16 protein-coding genes and 1 pseudogene are annotated in these 15,021 nt (G+C 72.6%); 6 read left to right on the plus strand and 11 right to left on the minus strand.

Features of this window, described 5'->3' with window-relative positions:
* Window positions 1-180: pseudogene (locus tag BM385_RS00005) on the minus strand (hypothetical protein); the annotation flags it as partial.
* Between the two features lie 59 nt (window positions 181-239).
* Between BM385_RS00005 and BM385_RS00010 the strand changes: the two are divergent.
* Entirely contained in the window at window positions 240-725 is a 486-nt protein-coding gene (locus tag BM385_RS00010; protein ID WP_093841804.1) for a MarR family winged helix-turn-helix transcriptional regulator, read from the plus strand.
* A gap of 150 nt (window positions 726-875) precedes the next feature.
* Here the strand turns inward: BM385_RS00010 and BM385_RS00015 are convergent, their stop codons facing one another.
* The 3 genes from BM385_RS00015 to BM385_RS00025 form a co-directional block, all read right to left on the minus strand.
* Complete coding sequence (locus BM385_RS00015; protein WP_254791401.1) at window positions 876-2,540, minus strand: BCCT family transporter; 1,665 nt, start codon at window positions 2,538-2,540, stop codon at window positions 876-878.
* A gap of 200 nt (window positions 2,541-2,740) precedes the next feature.
* The gene (locus BM385_RS00020; protein WP_078575719.1) at window positions 2,741-3,202 is read right to left on the minus strand and encodes a DUF3017 domain-containing protein; all 462 of its coding nucleotides are present in this window, start codon (window positions 3,200-3,202) and stop codon (window positions 2,741-2,743) included.
* Window positions 3,199-4,059 carry a bifunctional methylenetetrahydrofolate dehydrogenase/methenyltetrahydrofolate cyclohydrolase gene (locus tag BM385_RS00025; RefSeq protein ID WP_019431550.1) on the minus strand — a complete coding sequence of 287 codons (861 nt, stop codon included), beginning with the start codon at window positions 4,057-4,059 and terminating at the stop codon, window positions 3,199-3,201. Before BM385_RS00025 ends, BM385_RS00020 begins: the two co-directional genes overlap by 4 nt.
* Before the next feature lie 135 nt (window positions 4,060-4,194).
* Here BM385_RS00025 and BM385_RS00030 point away from each other — a divergent pair, with 135 nt between their 5' ends.
* The 3 genes from BM385_RS00030 to BM385_RS00040 all read left to right on the plus strand — a co-directional run bounded on the left by BM385_RS00030 (window position 4,195) and on the right by BM385_RS00040 (window position 5,626).
* Window positions 4,195-4,596, plus strand: coding sequence for a hypothetical protein (locus tag BM385_RS00030; RefSeq protein ID WP_019431551.1), 402 nt, complete (start codon window positions 4,195-4,197; stop codon window positions 4,594-4,596).
* A gap of 124 nt (window positions 4,597-4,720) precedes the next feature.
* Window positions 4,721-5,356: an HNH endonuclease family protein gene (locus tag BM385_RS00035; protein ID WP_093841806.1), complete on the plus strand. Its 636-nt coding sequence runs from the start codon at window positions 4,721-4,723 to the stop codon at window positions 5,354-5,356.
* A gap of 18 nt (window positions 5,357-5,374) precedes the next feature.
* On the plus strand, window positions 5,375-5,626 hold the full coding sequence (locus BM385_RS00040) for a hypothetical protein (protein WP_093841807.1): 252 nt from the start codon (window positions 5,375-5,377) through the stop codon (window positions 5,624-5,626).
* A gap of 78 nt (window positions 5,627-5,704) precedes the next feature.
* Here BM385_RS00040 and purH read toward each other — a convergent pair whose 3' ends face one another.
* Together purH and purN are read right to left on the minus strand one after the other, a co-directional pair.
* A complete protein-coding gene (gene purH, locus BM385_RS00045; RefSeq protein WP_093841808.1) occupies window positions 5,705-7,282 on the minus strand; it encodes a bifunctional phosphoribosylaminoimidazolecarboxamide formyltransferase/IMP cyclohydrolase in 1,578 nt (525 codons plus the stop codon).
* The gene (gene purN, locus BM385_RS00050; RefSeq protein ID WP_019431555.1) at window positions 7,279-7,926 is read right to left on the minus strand and encodes a phosphoribosylglycinamide formyltransferase; all 648 of its coding nucleotides are present in this window, start codon (window positions 7,924-7,926) and stop codon (window positions 7,279-7,281) included. Before purN ends, purH begins: the two co-directional genes overlap by 4 nt.
* A gap of 147 nt (window positions 7,927-8,073) precedes the next feature.
* Here purN and BM385_RS00055 point away from each other — a divergent pair, with 147 nt between their 5' ends.
* The gene (locus tag BM385_RS00055; protein ID WP_019431556.1) at window positions 8,074-8,913 is read left to right on the plus strand and encodes a hypothetical protein; all 840 of its coding nucleotides are present in this window, start codon (window positions 8,074-8,076) and stop codon (window positions 8,911-8,913) included.
* A 62-nt stretch (window positions 8,914-8,975) separates the two neighbouring features.
* Here the strand turns inward: BM385_RS00055 and BM385_RS00060 are convergent, their stop codons facing one another.
* Window positions 8,976-9,413, minus strand: coding sequence for a nuclear transport factor 2 family protein (locus BM385_RS00060; RefSeq protein WP_037755125.1), 438 nt, complete (start codon window positions 9,411-9,413; stop codon window positions 8,976-8,978).
* A gap of 43 nt (window positions 9,414-9,456) precedes the next feature.
* Window positions 9,457-11,013: a cell division protein PerM gene (locus tag BM385_RS26655; RefSeq protein ID WP_139275122.1), complete on the minus strand. Its 1,557-nt coding sequence runs from the start codon at window positions 11,011-11,013 to the stop codon at window positions 9,457-9,459.
* 71 nt (window positions 11,014-11,084) lie between these two features.
* Between BM385_RS26655 and BM385_RS00070 the strand changes: the two genes are divergently transcribed.
* Window positions 11,085-11,732: a hypothetical protein gene (locus tag BM385_RS00070; RefSeq protein WP_019431558.1), complete on the plus strand. Its 648-nt coding sequence runs from the start codon at window positions 11,085-11,087 to the stop codon at window positions 11,730-11,732.
* Window positions 11,733-12,036: 304 nt separating this feature from the next.
* On the opposite strand, the gene sucD is transcribed toward BM385_RS00070, so the two are convergent.
* The 3 genes from sucD to icmB form a co-directional block, all read right to left on the minus strand.
* Window positions 12,037-12,924 (minus strand): succinate--CoA ligase subunit alpha, encoded by an 888-nt coding sequence (gene sucD / locus BM385_RS00075; protein ID WP_026047035.1) that lies wholly within the window; start codon window positions 12,922-12,924, stop codon window positions 12,037-12,039.
* 27 nt (window positions 12,925-12,951) lie between these two features.
* Window positions 12,952-14,130, minus strand: a complete 1,179-nt coding sequence (gene sucC / locus BM385_RS00080) for an ADP-forming succinate--CoA ligase subunit beta (protein ID WP_019431560.1) — start codon at window positions 14,128-14,130, stop codon at window positions 12,952-12,954.
* 260 nt (window positions 14,131-14,390) lie between these two features.
* On the minus strand, window positions 14,391-14,795 hold the full coding sequence (gene icmB, locus BM385_RS00085) for a coenzyme B12-dependent isobutyryl CoA mutase small subunit (protein ID WP_019431561.1): 405 nt from the start codon (window positions 14,793-14,795) through the stop codon (window positions 14,391-14,393).
* Between the last annotated feature and the right edge of the window lie 226 nt (window positions 14,796-15,021).

The raw sequence follows: 15,021 nt of genomic DNA on the forward strand, positions 1-15,021 counted from the left end.
GGCGACCACCCCGCCGAGGCCGCGCCGGCCGCTGGGGATGCCGAGCAGATCGATGGCGACCAGGGGCCGGAAGAACTCCCCGTACACCGAGACCACCGCCTCCGTAAGCTCGGCGATGAGCCGGGGTCCGGTCGTGCTGTCGAGCTGGTCCTCGTCGATGTGGACCTGGTAGTGCGGCATGCGGGGCTCCTTCACCGAGCAATTACCTTTGCACTCAAAGATAAAAGTCGAGGGATGCGATGTCAACGGACGAGAGCGGCCCGCAGGACGTGGACGCGGCCGTCAGGGATCTGCTGCTGCTCATGCCGCGGATGGTCGGGCGGGTCAAACGCATCCAGGTGCCCGCGGAACTGCGCTCGATGGCCCTGGCGCCGCGCCATCTGTCCCTGCTGTCCTACCTGCTCTTCGACGGCCCGATGACGGTCAACGACCTCGCCGCCCGGCTGGAGGTGGCCCCCACCACCGTGAGCCTGATGGTCGGCGATCTGACCCGGAAGAACGTGCTGGAGCGCCGTCCGGATCCCGCCGACCGCCGCCGCCGGATCGTCAGCGTCACCGACGAACTGCGCCCGGCCATCACCCGCTGGCTCGCCCCCGGGGCCGCCGCCTGGCGCCAGGCACTGGCGCCGCTCACCCCGGCGGAGCGGGCGCTGTTCGTCGCCACGTTCCGCGCGTACGAGGCCGCCCTGGCCCGGGAGGACGACACGGACCGGGCGGACGGCTGACGGGACCGGCCGTGCGGACGGCCGGCGGCAGGCCCGTGCATCCGGTCCGTGCATCCGGTCCCTGCCGCCTCCGGCACGAGAAAACCCCCGGGGCCGGCACGGGAGTGAGCCGGCCCCGGGGGTCATCCGGGGGTGAGGGTCGGGAAACGCTCAGCGGCGGGTGCGGCCACCCACCGGCGCCTTGGCGCCCTTGGTCAGTTCGGCGGCCTTGTCCACTTTCTCGGCCTCCTCCAGGGCGGCCACCGCCTCCTCGATCAGGCGTTCCTCCGTCTTGCGGCGCTGCGCCGCCAGATAGGCGGCCCGTTCCGCGCGGAAGGATTTGAGCGTGGCCACACACATCGCGATCATCACGAAACTGAACGGCAGCGCGATGATGATCGCCACCGTCTGGAGTGTGGTCAGCGCGTCACTGCCCGCCGCCACCAGCAGGGCGATGGCCACGGTGCCCTCGACGACCGACCAGAACACCCGGCTCCAGCGCGGCGGGGTGGGGTCGCCGCCCGAGGCCAGCATGTCCACCACGTACGAGCCGGAGTCCGAGGAGGTGACGAAGAACAGCACGATCAGCAGCATCGTGATACCCGCGACCAGGGCGCCGCCCGGGAAGTGGTCGAGCAGCTGGAAGAGGGCGCTGTCCTTGTTGACGCCGTCCGCGCCGACCATCGAGCCGGGCTCGTTCCGCTCCTGGTGCACGGCGGAGCCGCCGACGACGGAGAACCAGAAGAAGGTGAGCGCGGCCGGGACCAGCAGCACGCCGCCGACGAACTGGCGGACGGTGCGGCCCTTGGAGACGCGGGCGATGAAGATGCCGACGAAGGGCGCCCAGGAGATCCACCAGCCCCAGTAGAAGACGGTCCAGCCGCTCACCCAGGACTTGCCCTCCTCGCCGTACGCGGCTCCGGTGTCGAAGCTGAGCGAGGGCAGCGCCTGGAGGTAGTTGCCGATGTTCTCGGTGAAGTCCGACAGCAGCAGGGTGGTGGAGCCGGCGATCAGCAGGAACGCCATCAGGCAGAAGAACAGCACCATGTTGGTGTTGGACAGCCACTTCATGCCCTTGGCGAGGCCGGAGAGCACCGAGATCAGCGCCAGCAGCGTGATGCCGACGATCAGGGCCACCTGGAGCGCGGTGCCCGGGTTGTCGGCCCAGCCGAGGAAGTCGGCGCCCGCGGATATCTGGAGCACACCGAAGCCGAGCGAGGTGGCGACACCGAAGACGGTACCGACCAGCGCGATGACGTCGATGGCGTCACCGGCCTTGCCCTTCACCCGGTCGCCCAGCAGCGGCTCCAGCGCCCAGCGGATGGAGACCGGCCGGCCCTTGCGGTGCACGGCGTACCCGATGGCCAGGCCGACCACCACGTAGATCGCCCAGGGGTGGATGCCCCAGTGCAGGAAGGTCTGCGAGAACGCGGCGCGCGCGGCCTCCGCCTCGCCGCCCTCGACGCCGGGGCGCGGCGAGTCGTAGAAGGTCAGCGGTTCGGCGACGCCCCAGTAGACGAGGCCGATGCCCATGCCGGCGGCGAAGAGCATCGCCAGCCAGGAGGCGGTGGAGAAGTCCGGCTTGTCGTCGTCCTTGCCCAGCTTGATGTCACCGAAGCGGCTCAGGCCCACCCAGACGACGAAGACCACGAAGAGCGAGACCAGCACCATGTAGTACCAGCCGAGGTTGCCGACCACATCGGAGTTGAGCGCCATGACCGCACGGTTCGCGGCGTCGTCCCAGATGATGGCCCACAGCACGAAGGCGCCGATGATCGCGACGGAGGGCCAGAAGACCCAGGGGGCGATCGTGCGGTGCCATGGCTCTGGTCTCACCGGTGACGGTGCGGGTTTCCGGTCGGACATGCGTTTCCCCTCTGGGCGGTGCGAAGGCTGTGCAAACAGCCTGGTCAACGTGTCGCGCCTGCCCGAGAAGGAAAGATGTATGTGTCACGATTGGGTCTCTGTGCGGAGACGAACAGCACACGGGCCCCATCGGCCGCGTTCCGTACCGCCGTCCCCGCACCGCCGGGCCGCTATCCGGCCGAAAACCGCAGCACGTCGTTGAGGAACGGCACCTCCAGCCACGGCCGGGGCTGGGCCATCAGCGTCAGCAGCACGATCGTGGTGCCGAACACCCCGTAGGTGACGATGTCGGTGGTGCGCGAGCGGACCGCGAGCATGCCGACCTCCGGCACCCAGGCGCGCAGCAGCGCGCCCGCGGCCAGGGAGCCGCCGACGATGAGCAGCCCCACCCGGAAGTTGCCGAGCGTGACCAGCAGCCCCACCAGCGTGCCGCCGATCACCGTCAGCAGCGGCCACTGCCGTATGGCGGCGGGGGCGCTGCCGGGCGCGGTGCGCCGGCCGCCCTCGGGGCGTGCGGTGTCCCGGGTGCTGTACTTGTCGGACGGGGTGCCGCCACCGCCGACGGTGGCGACCTTCCGTACCCGGCGCACCCAGCCGCGTACCGGGCCCGGCAGCCCGATCCTTCGGGTCATGCGGTGGCCGCCTGCCGCTCGGCCGCCTCCACCACGTTGCTCAGCAGCATCGCCCGGGTCATCGGGCCGACCCCGCCGGGGTTGGGGGAGAGCCAGCCGGCCACCTCGGCGACGCCCGGGTGGACATCGCCGACGATCTTGCCGCTCTCGTCGCGGCTGACACCGACGTCGAGGACGGCGGCGCCGGGCTTCACGTCCTCCGGCTTGACCAGGTGCGGCACCCCGGCCGCCGCGACGACGATGTCGGCGCGGCGCAGCTGCGCGGACAGGTCGCGGGTGCCGGTGTGGCACTGGGTGACGGTGGCGTTCTCGCTGCGCCGGGTGAGCAGCAGCGGCAGCGAGCGGCCGACGGTGATGCCGCGGCCGACGACGGCGACCTCGGCGCCGGCGATCTCCACGCCGTGCCGACGCAGCAGCTCGATGATGCCGGCCGGGGTGCAGGGCAGCGGCGCGGGCTCGTTGAGGACGAGCCGGCCGAGGTTGACCGGGTGCAGCCCGTCGGCGTCCTTGGCGGGGTCCATGAGGGCGAGGACGCGGTTGACGTCGGTGCCGCGCGGCAGCGGGAGCTGCACGATGTAGCCGGTGCAGGCGGGGTCCTCGTTCAGCTCGCGGACGACGGCCTCGATCTCCTCCTGGCTCGCGGTGGCGGGCAGCTCGCGCTGGATGGAGGCGATGCCGACGGCCGCGCAGTCGCGGTGCTTGCCGGCCACGTACTTCTGGCTGCCGGGGTCCTCACCGACCAGGACGGTGCCGAGTCCGGGGGTGATGCCGCGCTCACGGAGGGCCTGGACCCGGGTGGTGAGGTCGGACTTGATCGCGGCGGCGGTCGCCTTGCCATCGAGAATCTGCGCGCTCATGCCCCCATCCTCGCGGATGCGGGGGCCTGCCTCCCAATCGCCCGCCGGGAACCCTGGACAGGGCACGGGTGGGCACGATCAAATGACGAGCGGCATTGTCCGCAAAGGGAACTTTCCGAGAGGGCCGTCGACCGCATGAGCACATCTCCGTCCCCGCAGCTGCCCAGCCGCGTCCGGTCGGCCCGTACCGTCTCCTACGCCGTGGCCGTGATCACCCTGCTGATGGCGGCGATCTCGCTCCAGGCCGGGTTCGGGGACGAGGAGGCGCTGCGCGAGCTGGAGATGACGGCCGGGCCGGTCATCGCGCTCGGGGTGATCTTCCTGGTGTACGCGGCGGCCGGGTTCGCGCTGGCCGCCCGGTTCACCAAGGGCGGGGCCGGGGTGCGGATCGCCGGGCTCGGCTGGGGTACGGCGGGGATCGTGCTGGGTTTCGGCACCGGGACGCTGGGGCTGCTGGTGCTCGCCGCCTCGGCGACGGTGGTGGTGCTGCTGGCGATGAAGGACAGCCGCGTCTGGTTCACCCGCGCGCAGAAGTAACCGCCCGGGCGCGTACGCGAGTTGGACGGCGCGTTATCAACTCGCGCAGTAAGCGTCATGAACATGTCATCTACGCGCTCAACAATCTGTCGGGAACCCCCACCCCCACCCCGGGAGGAACCCGATGCTCACCCGCGCCCGACGCCGCGCCACCGTGCTCATCACCGCACTGTGCACCGCGCTGCTGTTCGTCCTGCTGGGCCAGCCGGCCACCGCCGCACCCCCCAACATCCCCTCCGCCGCCACCGCACGCACCGAACTGAACGCCCTGCGGGTCGCCGCCGAGGGCCCCATGACCGGCTACTCCCGCGACCTCTTCCCCCACTGGACCAGCTCCGGCGGCTGCACCACCCGCCAGACCGTCCTCAAACGGGACGGCAGCAACGTCGTCGTGGGCAGCAACTGCCAGCCCACCTCCGGCAGCTGGTACAGCCCCTTCGACGGGGTCACCGTCACCAGCGCCTCCGGCGTGGACATCGACCACATCGTGCCGCTCGCCGAAGCCTGGCGCTCGGGCGCCAACTCCTGGACCACCGACACCCGCCGCGCCTTCGCCAACGACCTGTCCAACCCCCAGCTGATCGCCGTCAGCGCCTCCTCCAACCGCTCCAAGGGCGACCAGGACCCCGCCGACTGGAAGCCCGTCTCCTCCTACCAGTGCACCTACGCCCGGATGTGGATACGCGCCAAGTACCGCTGGAACCTCAGTGTGGACACGGCCGAGAAATCGGCCCTGACAACCATGCTGGGCACCTGCTGATCTGGTCGGATGTCCGGTATGAGCGAACGCTATTCCACTTTCAAAGCGCCGCGCGGCGGCATCATGACCACCGAAGTCGGCGCCATCACCGGTGAACTGGAACTGCACACGGCGGCGGACGAGAACGGCCTGCTCGCCCTGCACATCCGCTACGCGGGCGCCGACGAGTGGTACACCATCGAAGGCTCCCCGTACCAGCTCCACGACGCGCGCGACGCGGACGTCCTGCACACCATCCTCATCGAGATGCTGCACCGGCCGCAGCCCTGACCACCACGGCCGGACGGCCGCGCCCCTCTCGCGGGGGCGCGGCCGTCCGGCTGCCGGTGCGACCCGGCGCGGTATGTATCAGTGGAAGAAGTGCCGCGTCCCGGTGAGGTACATGGACACCCCGGCCGCCCGGGCCGCCTCCATGACCTCGCCGTCCCGCTTCGACCCGCCCGGCTGCACCACCGCGCGGATCCCGGCCGCCGTCAGCACCTCGAGACCGTCCGCGAACGGGAAGAACGCGTCCGAGGCCGCGTACGAACCCGCCGCCCGCTCCGCGCCCGCCCGCTGCACCGCCAGCCGCGCCGAGTCCACCCGGTTCACCTGGCCCATCCCGACGCCCACCGTGGCGCCGTCCCTGGCCAGCAGGATCGCGTTCGACTTCACCGCGCGCGAGGCCCGCCACGCGAACGCCAGCTCGGCCAGCTCCGCCTCGCCCAGCGCCTCGCCCGCCACCAGCGTCCAGTTCGCCGGGTCGTCCCCCTCCGCCTGGAGCCGGTCCGCGACTTGGAGCAGCGTCCCGCCCTCCAGCGGCCGGTACTCCACCGCGCCCGCGCCCGCCGGGGCACCCGGAGCGCGCAGCACCCGGATGTTCTTCTTCCGGGCCAGGACGTCGACGGCGCCGTCCTCGTACCCGGGCGCCACGATCACCTCGGTGAAGATCTCCGCGACCTGCTCGGCCAGCGCCACCGACACCGGGCGGTTCACGGCGATCACGCCGCCGTACGCCGACAGCGGGTCGCAGGCGTGCGCCTTGCGGTGCGCCTCGGCCACATCGGCGCCGACCGCGATCCCGCACGGGTTGCTGTGCTTGATGATCGCGACCGCCGGCGCCTCGTGGTCGTACGCGGCGCGGCGGGCGGCCTCGGCGTCGATGTAGTTGTTGTAGCTCATCTCCTTGCCGTGCAGCTGCTCGGCGGCCGGCAGCCCGGTGCCCGAACCGTCCGCGTACAGCGCCGCCCCCTGGTGCGGGTTCTCGCCGTACCGCAGCACGCCCTGCCGGGTGAAGGTCAGCGAGGTGGTGGCCGGGAACGCCTCGGCGTCGCCCGCCTCCTCGTTCTGCGCCGCGAACCAGCCCGCCACCGCCGCGTCGTACTCGGCGGTGTGCGCGAACGCCTCCGCCGCCAGCCGGCGCCGCTGCGGCAGCGTGAACCCGCCCTCGGCGACGGCCGCCAGCGCGTCCCCGTACCGGTCCGGGTTGACGACCACGGCCACCGACGGGTGGTTCTTCGCCGCGCCGCGCACCATCGACGGGCCGCCGATGTCGATCAGCTCCACGCACTCGTCGAAGGAGGCGCCGGAGGCGACGGTCTCCGAGAACGGGTAGAGGTTCACCACGACCAGGTCGAACGCGTCGATCTGGAGCTCCGACAGCTGCTGCCGGTGCTCGGGGCGGCGCAGGTCGGCGAGGATGCCGGCGTGCACGCGCGGATGCAGGGTCTTGACCCGGCCGTCCAGCATCTCGGGGAAGTTGGTGATCTCCTCGACCGGGGTCACCGGCACCCCGGCGGCGGCGATCGTCCTGGCGGTGGAGCCGGTGGAGACGAGCGCCACCCCGGCCGCGTGCAGACCGCGGGCCAGCTCCTCCAGACCGGTCTTGTCGTACACGCTGACCAGAGCCCGGCGGACCGGGCGCTTCGTACCTTCTTCGGAGGTCACGGGATGGAAACCTTTCGTCCCTCGATGCGGTATCCCTCGCGGGCCAGCCGGCCCACGGCGTCGACGAGCAGCGAGCGCTCGACTTCCTTGATCCGCTCGTGGAGCGACGCCTCGTCGTCCTCCTCGCGGATGTCCACCGCCCCCTGGGCGATGATCGGGCCGGTGTCCACCCCGGCGTCCACGAAGTGCACCGTGCAGCCGGTCACCTTGACGCCGTGGGCGAGCGCGTCCCGTACCCCGTGGGCACCGGGGAAGCTCGGCAGCAGCGCGGGATGGGTATTGATGAATCGCCCGCCGAACCGGGCGAGGAATGCCGGGCCCACGATCTTCATGAAGCCGGCCGAGACGACGAGATCGGGCTCGTACGCGGCCACCTCCCCGGCGAGGGCACGGTCCCAGTCGGCGCGGGTGGCGAAGTCGCCGACGCGCCGTACGAAGGTGGGCACCCCGGCGCGTTCGGCCCGGCGCAGCCCCTCGATGCCGTCGCGGTCGGCGCCGACCGCGACCACCTGGGCGCCGTACCAGCGCGGGCCGAGGGCGGACTGGGCATCCAGCAGCGCCTGGAGATTGGTGCCGGAGCCGGAAACCAGGACGACGAGGCGTGCGGGATCCTTGGGCGGCTGGGCTGGGGCCACGGCGGACATCTTCCTCGAGCGGTGGGCGAAGCGCGACAGGGCCGTCGGCCACCGGTCACCATACCGGCATACCGGGCTCCCCCATGCGACGGGTGAGGCGGGGCCGGGTACGGTCGTTGCCAGCGGATCCGCGGACGAAGGGGACAGCCGACCACCATGACCGATCGACGGCGAGCCTCGGGGCGGCAGGACCGGCCCGGCGAGGAGCACAACCCCTTCGCACCGCCGCCCGAGGGCCAGCCGGACCGGCCGTGGCAGTTCCGCCGTGACGACAGCGGCAACGGCGACAGCGGCGGACGCGGCGGCCCCGGGAGCGGCGGGGGCAACGGGAGCGGCGGCGACGGTGGCAACACCGGCGACGACGAGAACGAGGACAACCAGCGCTCCCGCTGGGGCAGCCAGTGGAGCCGGCGCCAGCCGGGCCGGGGCACCGGCGGCTTCGGCCAGCCCCCGCAGCAACCCGGCGAGGAGCCGGGCGGGCGGCCGTTCGGCCCGCGCTGGGACCCGACCGACCCGCGCCAGCGGCACGCCAGATACGCGCTGCTGGCCGGCCTGTGGGGCATCTTCGCCGGCCTGCTGGGCTGGGAATGGCTGGGCCTGCTGCTCGGCGCGCTCGCCCTGTACTGGGGCATCAGCGGACTGCGCGGCGCCCCGCGGGAGGAAACGGAGAAGGACGGGAAGACCGGCACGGACGAGCAGGAGCCGCACCACCGGGCGACCGTAGCCCAGGTGGAGGGCGAGGCCCCGCGCCCCGGCCCGGGCCCCACCGCCACCACCACCCCGCCCGCACCCCGGCGTTCCCCGGTGGGCATGGCGATCGGCGGTGTGGTGCTGGCGGGCCTGGCCCTGCTGATCGTCTTCACCACCTACACGGTGCAGCTGGTGTACAAGGACTACTTCGACTGCCACCAGGACGCCCTGACCACCACCAGCCGCGAGGCATGCGAGGACCTGCTGCCCGAGCGGCTCCGGCCGATCCTCGGCGACCGGAACTGAGGCGAGGGGCGGTGGTGGGCGCCCGGCCCACCACCGCCCGTCGCCGCCGCGCCCGCGCGGACTCAGTCCGCCGTTGCCGCGAACGCCCGGGCCACCGCCAGGCTGTCCTCGTAGATGTGCTGACAGGCGATCAGCCCGTCCTCGACGGTGAGGTGCAGGGCGAACGCCGCCGTGTAGGCCCGGCCCGTGGAGCGGGCGGTCTGCCTGATCTCCCCGGTGATCACGGCGTCGGTGCCGTCCACCAGGATCCGCTCGACCGTCGTGCTGGCTTCCTCCGGCACATGGTGCGCGGCCAGCTCCCGGTAGTGCGCGGCGATGTCGGCCCGGGTGCGGCGGTGCCGGATCCACGGGGTCGCAGCGCGGCCGTGCTCCTCCCGGGGCCAGTCCAGCCGCCAGTCGACCTCCGCCGCGTACAGCTCGGCGATCTTCTCCGGGTCCCCGGCGCCGATCCGGCCCAGCAGGTCGTGCACCACGGCCCTCGTTCTCGAACTGTCGTCCATGCGGGCGATGTTCTCACGCACCGCTCAGGTACGTCCGCCGGATTCACGGGCGTGCGGAGCCGTCCGTCTCCTGGTCGAAGGGCACATCCGGGGTACGGGGCACGGCCGACAGCGGTGGCTCGGCGGCGGCCCCGGACGGTTCGGGGCGCAGCAGCCGGCGCAGCCGGCTGATCGTGCCGGGTCCCAGGGGTTCGATGTCCGGGCCGCCCTTCCGCCGCCGCCCCGGCCACCGGCCGCGGGGACGTGCCCGGTCCGCGCCCCGCCCCCGGCCCCGGGTCCGGTCCCACCGCCTCCGCCGGGCCTTCGGCCCTCTCCCCTTCCCCGCCCCGGGCACCGGCTCCAGTTGCTCCGCCCGGGCCTCCCGCCACCGCCACAGCCGGCCCGTCAGCAACTGCCACGGGCCCGCAGTCCGCAGCTGCCAGGCGCGCAGCGCCAGCGCCAGCGGCACCCCGCCCACCACGCCCCACGCGGCACCGGCCGCGCCCGTCAGCAGCGGATCGGGGCCGAACTCGGCCAGCGCGGCGGTGCCCAGCGGCCCGCCCGCCAACGTCGCGAGACCGCCCAGCACCACCCCGCAGCCCACCGCCGCCAGCAGCGCGGTCAGCGCGGTGGCCGCCGGCCCGGAGCCGGACCGTACGGCGCCGCGCGCCGTGAAGTGCGCCAGGACTCCGATCCCGGCCGCCGGCACCACGGCGGCCACCGCCCACACCGCCCAGCCACCGCCCGTACCGCCGGGTGCGACCGCCAGCAGCGGGAACGCCGGCAGCCGCGGCCCCTCCCCCGTGCCGCCGCCGAACGGCAGCGGCGCCAGCAGGCTGCCCGCACCGAGCGTGAAGCCGGGCCCGAGGCCGTACGCCGCCGCCCACACCGCCGCGTTCGGCGCCAGCGCGAGCCCCAGCAGCAGCACCGCGATCTGCCCGGACCAGGGCCCGGACAGCTGGCCGAACGTCCGCTGCGCCGCATCCGCGTGCAGCACCAGCGCCCCGGCCGCCAGCAGCGCGCCCGCCCCGACCACCGCCGCCGTACCGGCCACGGCGGCGCGGCCGGCCGCCGCCAGCCGGTACGGGTCGGGCCACGGCGCCGGCCAGCCCAGCACCGAGACGGCGGAGGCCAGCGCGACCGCGCAGGTCAGCAGGGGCATCGCCAGCAGCGCGCTCGGCGGATGCACGCTGATCGGGCCGCCGAGTGTGTACAGCGCGGCGGGGACGGCCGGCAGCAGATAACCGGCGCTCACCCACAGCGCGGCGCGCGGGCCGAGCGCCGGATCCCGTTCGCCGATCAGCGCCACCCGCACGGCGCGGTGCAGCAGCCAGCACGGCAGCGCGGTGAGCAGCAGCGGGGTCAGTCCGATCGGGGCGGGGATACCGCTGAGTGTCTCGGCGCGCACGAGTTCGGCGCCGTGGGCCAGCAGCCACAGCCCGGCGACGACGCGCAGCGCGCCGCCCGCGCCGCTGTCCGGGAACGGGGAGGTGGTCCACAGCACGAGCCCGATGACGGCCGGCACACCGAAGCCGAGCCCGGCGGCGACCAGCCCCTCACCGAGCCAGCGGGTGCGGGCGATTCGGCCGTCCGGGGCAAATCGCTGGATAAGGGAGCGCACGCGGCCATGCTGCCAAGAACGCCCGGCAGGCTGGGGTACCGCCACGGCCGGGACCAGGAAGGACAGCCGTCATGGAGACCCTGACCAGCGCACCGGGCCGAAGACGTACGCCCGTTCGGTGGTGGAATCCGCCGGGCACCCCGGAGGCGGCGTTCGCGGCCCTGTACGAGACGTACGCGGCCGGGCTGACCCGGCAGGCGTTCCTGCTGTGCGGCGGGGACGCGCGGTTCGCGGCGCGCGCCGTGGAACGCGGGTTCCAGCGGTGCTGGGAGGAGTGGCCCGCCGTGGCGGCGGACGACGACCCGCCGGCCCGGGTGCGGGCGGCGGTGTACGGGTACGCCCTCTCGCCGTGGCACCGGCTGCGGCCCTGGGGCCGGCCCCGGCCACTGCTGCCCGCGCTGCTGGCGCTGCCGCCGCACCGGCGCGGCACGGTGGTGCTGCACGACTGCGCGGGGGTGGGCCTGGCCCGCACGGCGGCCGAGACCGAGGCGACCGAACCGGCGGCCCTGGCCCGCCTGCTGGCGGCCCGGGCGGCGCTGCCCGCCGGGATGCCGCCGCTGCCCGCGCTGGCGGCGGCGGCCCCGTCCCGCACCCGCCGCCCGGACGCGGTACGCCGCGCGGGCGAACGGTCCACCGCCCGCCGCACCCGCGCCTGCCTGCTGCTGACGGCGGCGACGCTCACCGCGATGACGGCCTCGGTCCTGTCGGCGCTGCGCTGAGCCGCGCCAGCACGCGCGGCCGGGCCGGGGGCGCAAGGTACGTCGTGCGGCGGAGCGACGTGCCCGACGGCACGAAGCCGAAGCCGCGTCCGGCACGGCGAGACACCGTGCCCGGGAACACCCTCCCGCCGCCCACGTCACGGGCCGGGCGGCCGAACGCGGCAGAGCCGCCCATCGCCCCTACGCCCGCCACCCCGTCACGGAGCAGTCCCGCACCACGCCCCGGCCTGCGTCGTCGGAAAGGCGAAGGGCGCCCCGGCCGTACGGTGTACGGCCGGGGCGCCCTTCTGTGCGTTCCCGTGGGTCAGCCGGCGGCCAGCAGCTCGCGGGCGAGCAGCGCCGTCTCGGACGGGGTCTTGCCGACCTTGACGCCCGCGGCCTCCAGGGCCTCCTTCTTGGCCTGGGCCGTGCCGGAGGAGCCGGAGACGATGGCGCCGGCGTGGCCCATCGTCTTGCCCTCGGGCGCGGTGAAGCCCGCCACGTAGCCGACGACCGGCTTGGTGACGTTGGCCTTGATGAAGTCCGCGGCCCGCTCCTCGGCGTCGCCGCCGATCTCGCCGATCATGACGATCAGCTCGGTGTCGGGGTCGGCCTCGAACGCGGCGAGGGCGTCGATGTGGGTGGTGCCGATGATCGGGTCACCGCCGATGCCGACCGCCGAGCTGAAGCCGATGTCGCGCAGCTCGTACATCATCTGGTAGGTCAGGGTGCCGGACTTCGACACCAGACCGATCTTGCCCGGCTTGGTGATGTCGGCCGGGATGATGCCCGCGTTGGACTGGCCCGGGGTGATGAGGCCGGGGCAGTTGGGGCCGATGATGCGGGTCTTGTTGCCCTTCTTGCCGGCGTGCGCCCAGAAGGCGGCGGTGTCGTGCACCGGGATGCCCTCGGTGATGACGACGGCCAGCGGGATCTCGGCGTCGATGGCCTCGATGACCGCGTCCTTGGTGAACTTCTCCGGGACGAAGATGACGGTCACGTCGGCGCCGGTCGCCTCGATGGCCTCCTTGACGCCGCCGAAGACCGGGATCTCGGTGCCGTCGAAGTCGACGGTGGTGCCCGCCTTGCGCGGGTTGACGCCACCGACGATGTTGGTGCCGGCGGCCAGCATCCGCCGGGTGTGCTTCTGACCCTCGGAGCCGGTCATCCCCTGGACGATGACCTTGCTTTCCTTGGTGAGGAAAATAGCCATGGTGTGTTCGGTGTCCTCGTCCTGTGATTACTTGGCGGCGGCCAGCTCGGCGGCACGGTCGGCCGCGCCGTCCATGGTGTCGACCTGCTCCACCAGCGGGTGGTTCGCGTCGGTCAGGATCTTCCGGCCCAGCTCGGCGTTGTTGCCGTCGAGACGGACGACCAGCGGCTTGGTGACCTCCTCGCCCTTGCTGCTCAGCAGGTCGAGCGCCTGGACGATGCCGTTGGCGACCGCGTCGCAGGCGGTGATGCCGCCGAAGACGTTGACGAAGACGGAGGTGACGTCCGGGTCGCCGAGGATGATCTCCAGGCCGTTGGCCATCACCTCGGCGGAGGCGCCGCCGCCGATGTCGAGGAAGTTGGCCGGCTTGGCGCCGTTGTGGGCCTCGCCCGCGTAGGCCACGACGTCCAGGGTGCTCATGACGAGCCCGGCGCCGTTGCCGATGATGCCGACGTTGCCGCCTTCGAGCTTGACGTAGTTCAGGCCCTTGGCCTTGGCCGCCGCCTCCAGGGGGTTGGCCGCGGCCTTGTCCTCCAGGGCGGCGTGGTCGGCCTGGCGGAACTCGGCGTTCGCGTCCAGGGAGACCTTGCCGTCCAGGGCGATGATCTTGCCGTCGCCGGTCTTGACCAGCGGGTTGACCTCCACCAGCAGGGCGTCTTCCTTGATGAAGACGTCCCACAGCCGCTGGAGGGTGGTGACGACCTGGTCGGCGATCTCGGCCGGGAACTTCGCCGCCTCGACGATCTCGCGGGCCTTCGCCTCGGTCACGCCGTCGATCGGGTCCACCGCGATCTTGGCCAGCGCCTCGGGGTTGGTGGCGGCGACCTCCTCGATCTCCACGCCGCCCTCGACGGAGGCCATGGCGAGGAAGGTGCGGTTGGTGCGGTCCAGCAGGAAGGAGACGTAGTACTCCTCCGCGATGTCCGCGGTCTGGGCCAGCATCACCTTGTGGACCGTGTGGCCCTTGATGTCCATGCCCAGGATCGCGCCGGCCTTCGCCACCGCGTCATCGGGGTCGGAGGCGAGCTTGACACCGCCGGCCTTGCCCCGGCCACCGGTCTTCACCTGCGCCTTGACGACCGCGCGGCCACCCAGTCGCTCGGTCACCTCGCGCGCCGCCTCCGGCGTGTCGATGACTTCACCGGCCAGCACCGGTACGTCATGCTTGGCGAAGATGTCCCTCGCCTGATACTCGAACAGGTCCACGCGCGTCCGTCCCTCAATCAGTGGTCTCGCGGTTCGTTTCAGCGTGGGCGTGCCGGGTGGCCGCAGCGCATGCGAGCACGCGGCAGGTCCGCAGTGCAGCGTACCGGTGGGTCATTTGCCTCTTTGAAATCCAGGTCACACCTGGGTGGTGACAAGGGTCACAAAACCGTACCCGGGCCGCCCCGGGACCCACCCGCCCCACCCGCCTCCGGCTCCGTCGGACGGCCCTCCGGCGGCCTCCGGACGGCTTCAGACGACCCTCAGGCGGCCCGGATGTGCTCGCGGACCCAGGTCACCACGTCCCCGGTGGGCGCCCCGGGGGTGAAGATCGCCGAGACGCCCGCCGCCTTGAGCGGCGGAATGTCCGCCTCCGGGATGATCCCTCCCCCGAAGACCTTGATATCGGTGGCGTCCCTTTCCTTCAGGAGCTCGATCACCCGGGCGAAGAGTGTGTTGTGGGCGCCGGAAAGGACCGACAGGCCGATGGCGTCGGCGTCCTCCTGGATGGCGGTGTCCACGATCTGTTCCGGGGTCTGGTGCAGCCCGGTGTAGATGACCTCCATGCCCGCGTCGCGCAGGGCGCGCGCGATGACCTTCGCGCCCCGGTCGTGACCGTCGAGCCCTGGTTTGGCGATAACGACCCGGATCGGTCCGGAAACACCCATCGCTAGCCTCCCGAGATGCTCCGGCGCCGATGCCGGAGTGAACGGACATTAACTTCAGCATCCCGCAATCGGCCAGGCTTACGCACCCGCCGCGAGGCAGATCACATGAGGGGGGGGGTGGCGGGACCTTTATCCGAACAGATATCGAACACAACGTGTGGCACCGATGATGCCGGTCCCGAATGGCGGCTGATTGCCCGATTCTTGAGCCCCCGAAACCTCGGGA

Origin of the sequence: Streptomyces harbinensis (assembly GCF_900116145.1) — a bacterium.
GTDB classification, from domain to species: domain Bacteria; phylum Actinomycetota; class Actinomycetes; order Streptomycetales; family Streptomycetaceae; genus Streptomyces; species Streptomyces carpaticus.

Bases quoted from the DNA above. Each gene is read 5' to 3' on its own strand.
- BM385_RS00010 (WP_093841804.1), top strand. From the start codon at position 240: ATGTCAACGGACGAGAGCGGCCCGCAGGACGTGGACGCGGCCGTCAGG.
- BM385_RS00020 (WP_078575719.1), bottom strand. From the start codon at position 3,202: ATGACCCGAAGGATCGGGCTGCCGGGCCCGGTACGCGGCTGGGTGCGC.
- BM385_RS00030 (WP_019431551.1), top strand. From the start codon at position 4,195: ATGAGCACATCTCCGTCCCCGCAGCTGCCCAGCCGCGTCCGGTCGGCC.
- BM385_RS00035 (WP_093841806.1), top strand. From the start codon at position 4,721: ATGCTCACCCGCGCCCGACGCCGCGCCACCGTGCTCATCACCGCACTG.
- sucD (WP_026047035.1), bottom strand. From the start codon at position 12,924: ATGGCTATTTTCCTCACCAAGGAAAGCAAGGTCATCGTCCAGGGGATG.
- purN (WP_019431555.1), bottom strand. From the start codon at position 7,926: ATGTCCGCCGTGGCCCCAGCCCAGCCGCCCAAGGATCCCGCACGCCTC.
- BM385_RS00055 (WP_019431556.1), top strand. From the start codon at position 8,074: ATGACCGATCGACGGCGAGCCTCGGGGCGGCAGGACCGGCCCGGCGAG.
- BM385_RS00040 (WP_093841807.1), top strand. From the start codon at position 5,375: ATGAGCGAACGCTATTCCACTTTCAAAGCGCCGCGCGGCGGCATCATG.
- icmB (WP_019431561.1), bottom strand. From the start codon at position 14,795: ATGGGTGTTTCCGGACCGATCCGGGTCGTTATCGCCAAACCAGGGCTC.
- BM385_RS00070 (WP_019431558.1), top strand. From the start codon at position 11,085: ATGGAGACCCTGACCAGCGCACCGGGCCGAAGACGTACGCCCGTTCGG.
- BM385_RS00060 (WP_037755125.1), bottom strand. From the start codon at position 9,413: ATGGACGACAGTTCGAGAACGAGGGCCGTGGTGCACGACCTGCTGGGC.
- BM385_RS00025 (WP_019431550.1), bottom strand. From the start codon at position 4,059: ATGAGCGCGCAGATTCTCGATGGCAAGGCGACCGCCGCCGCGATCAAG.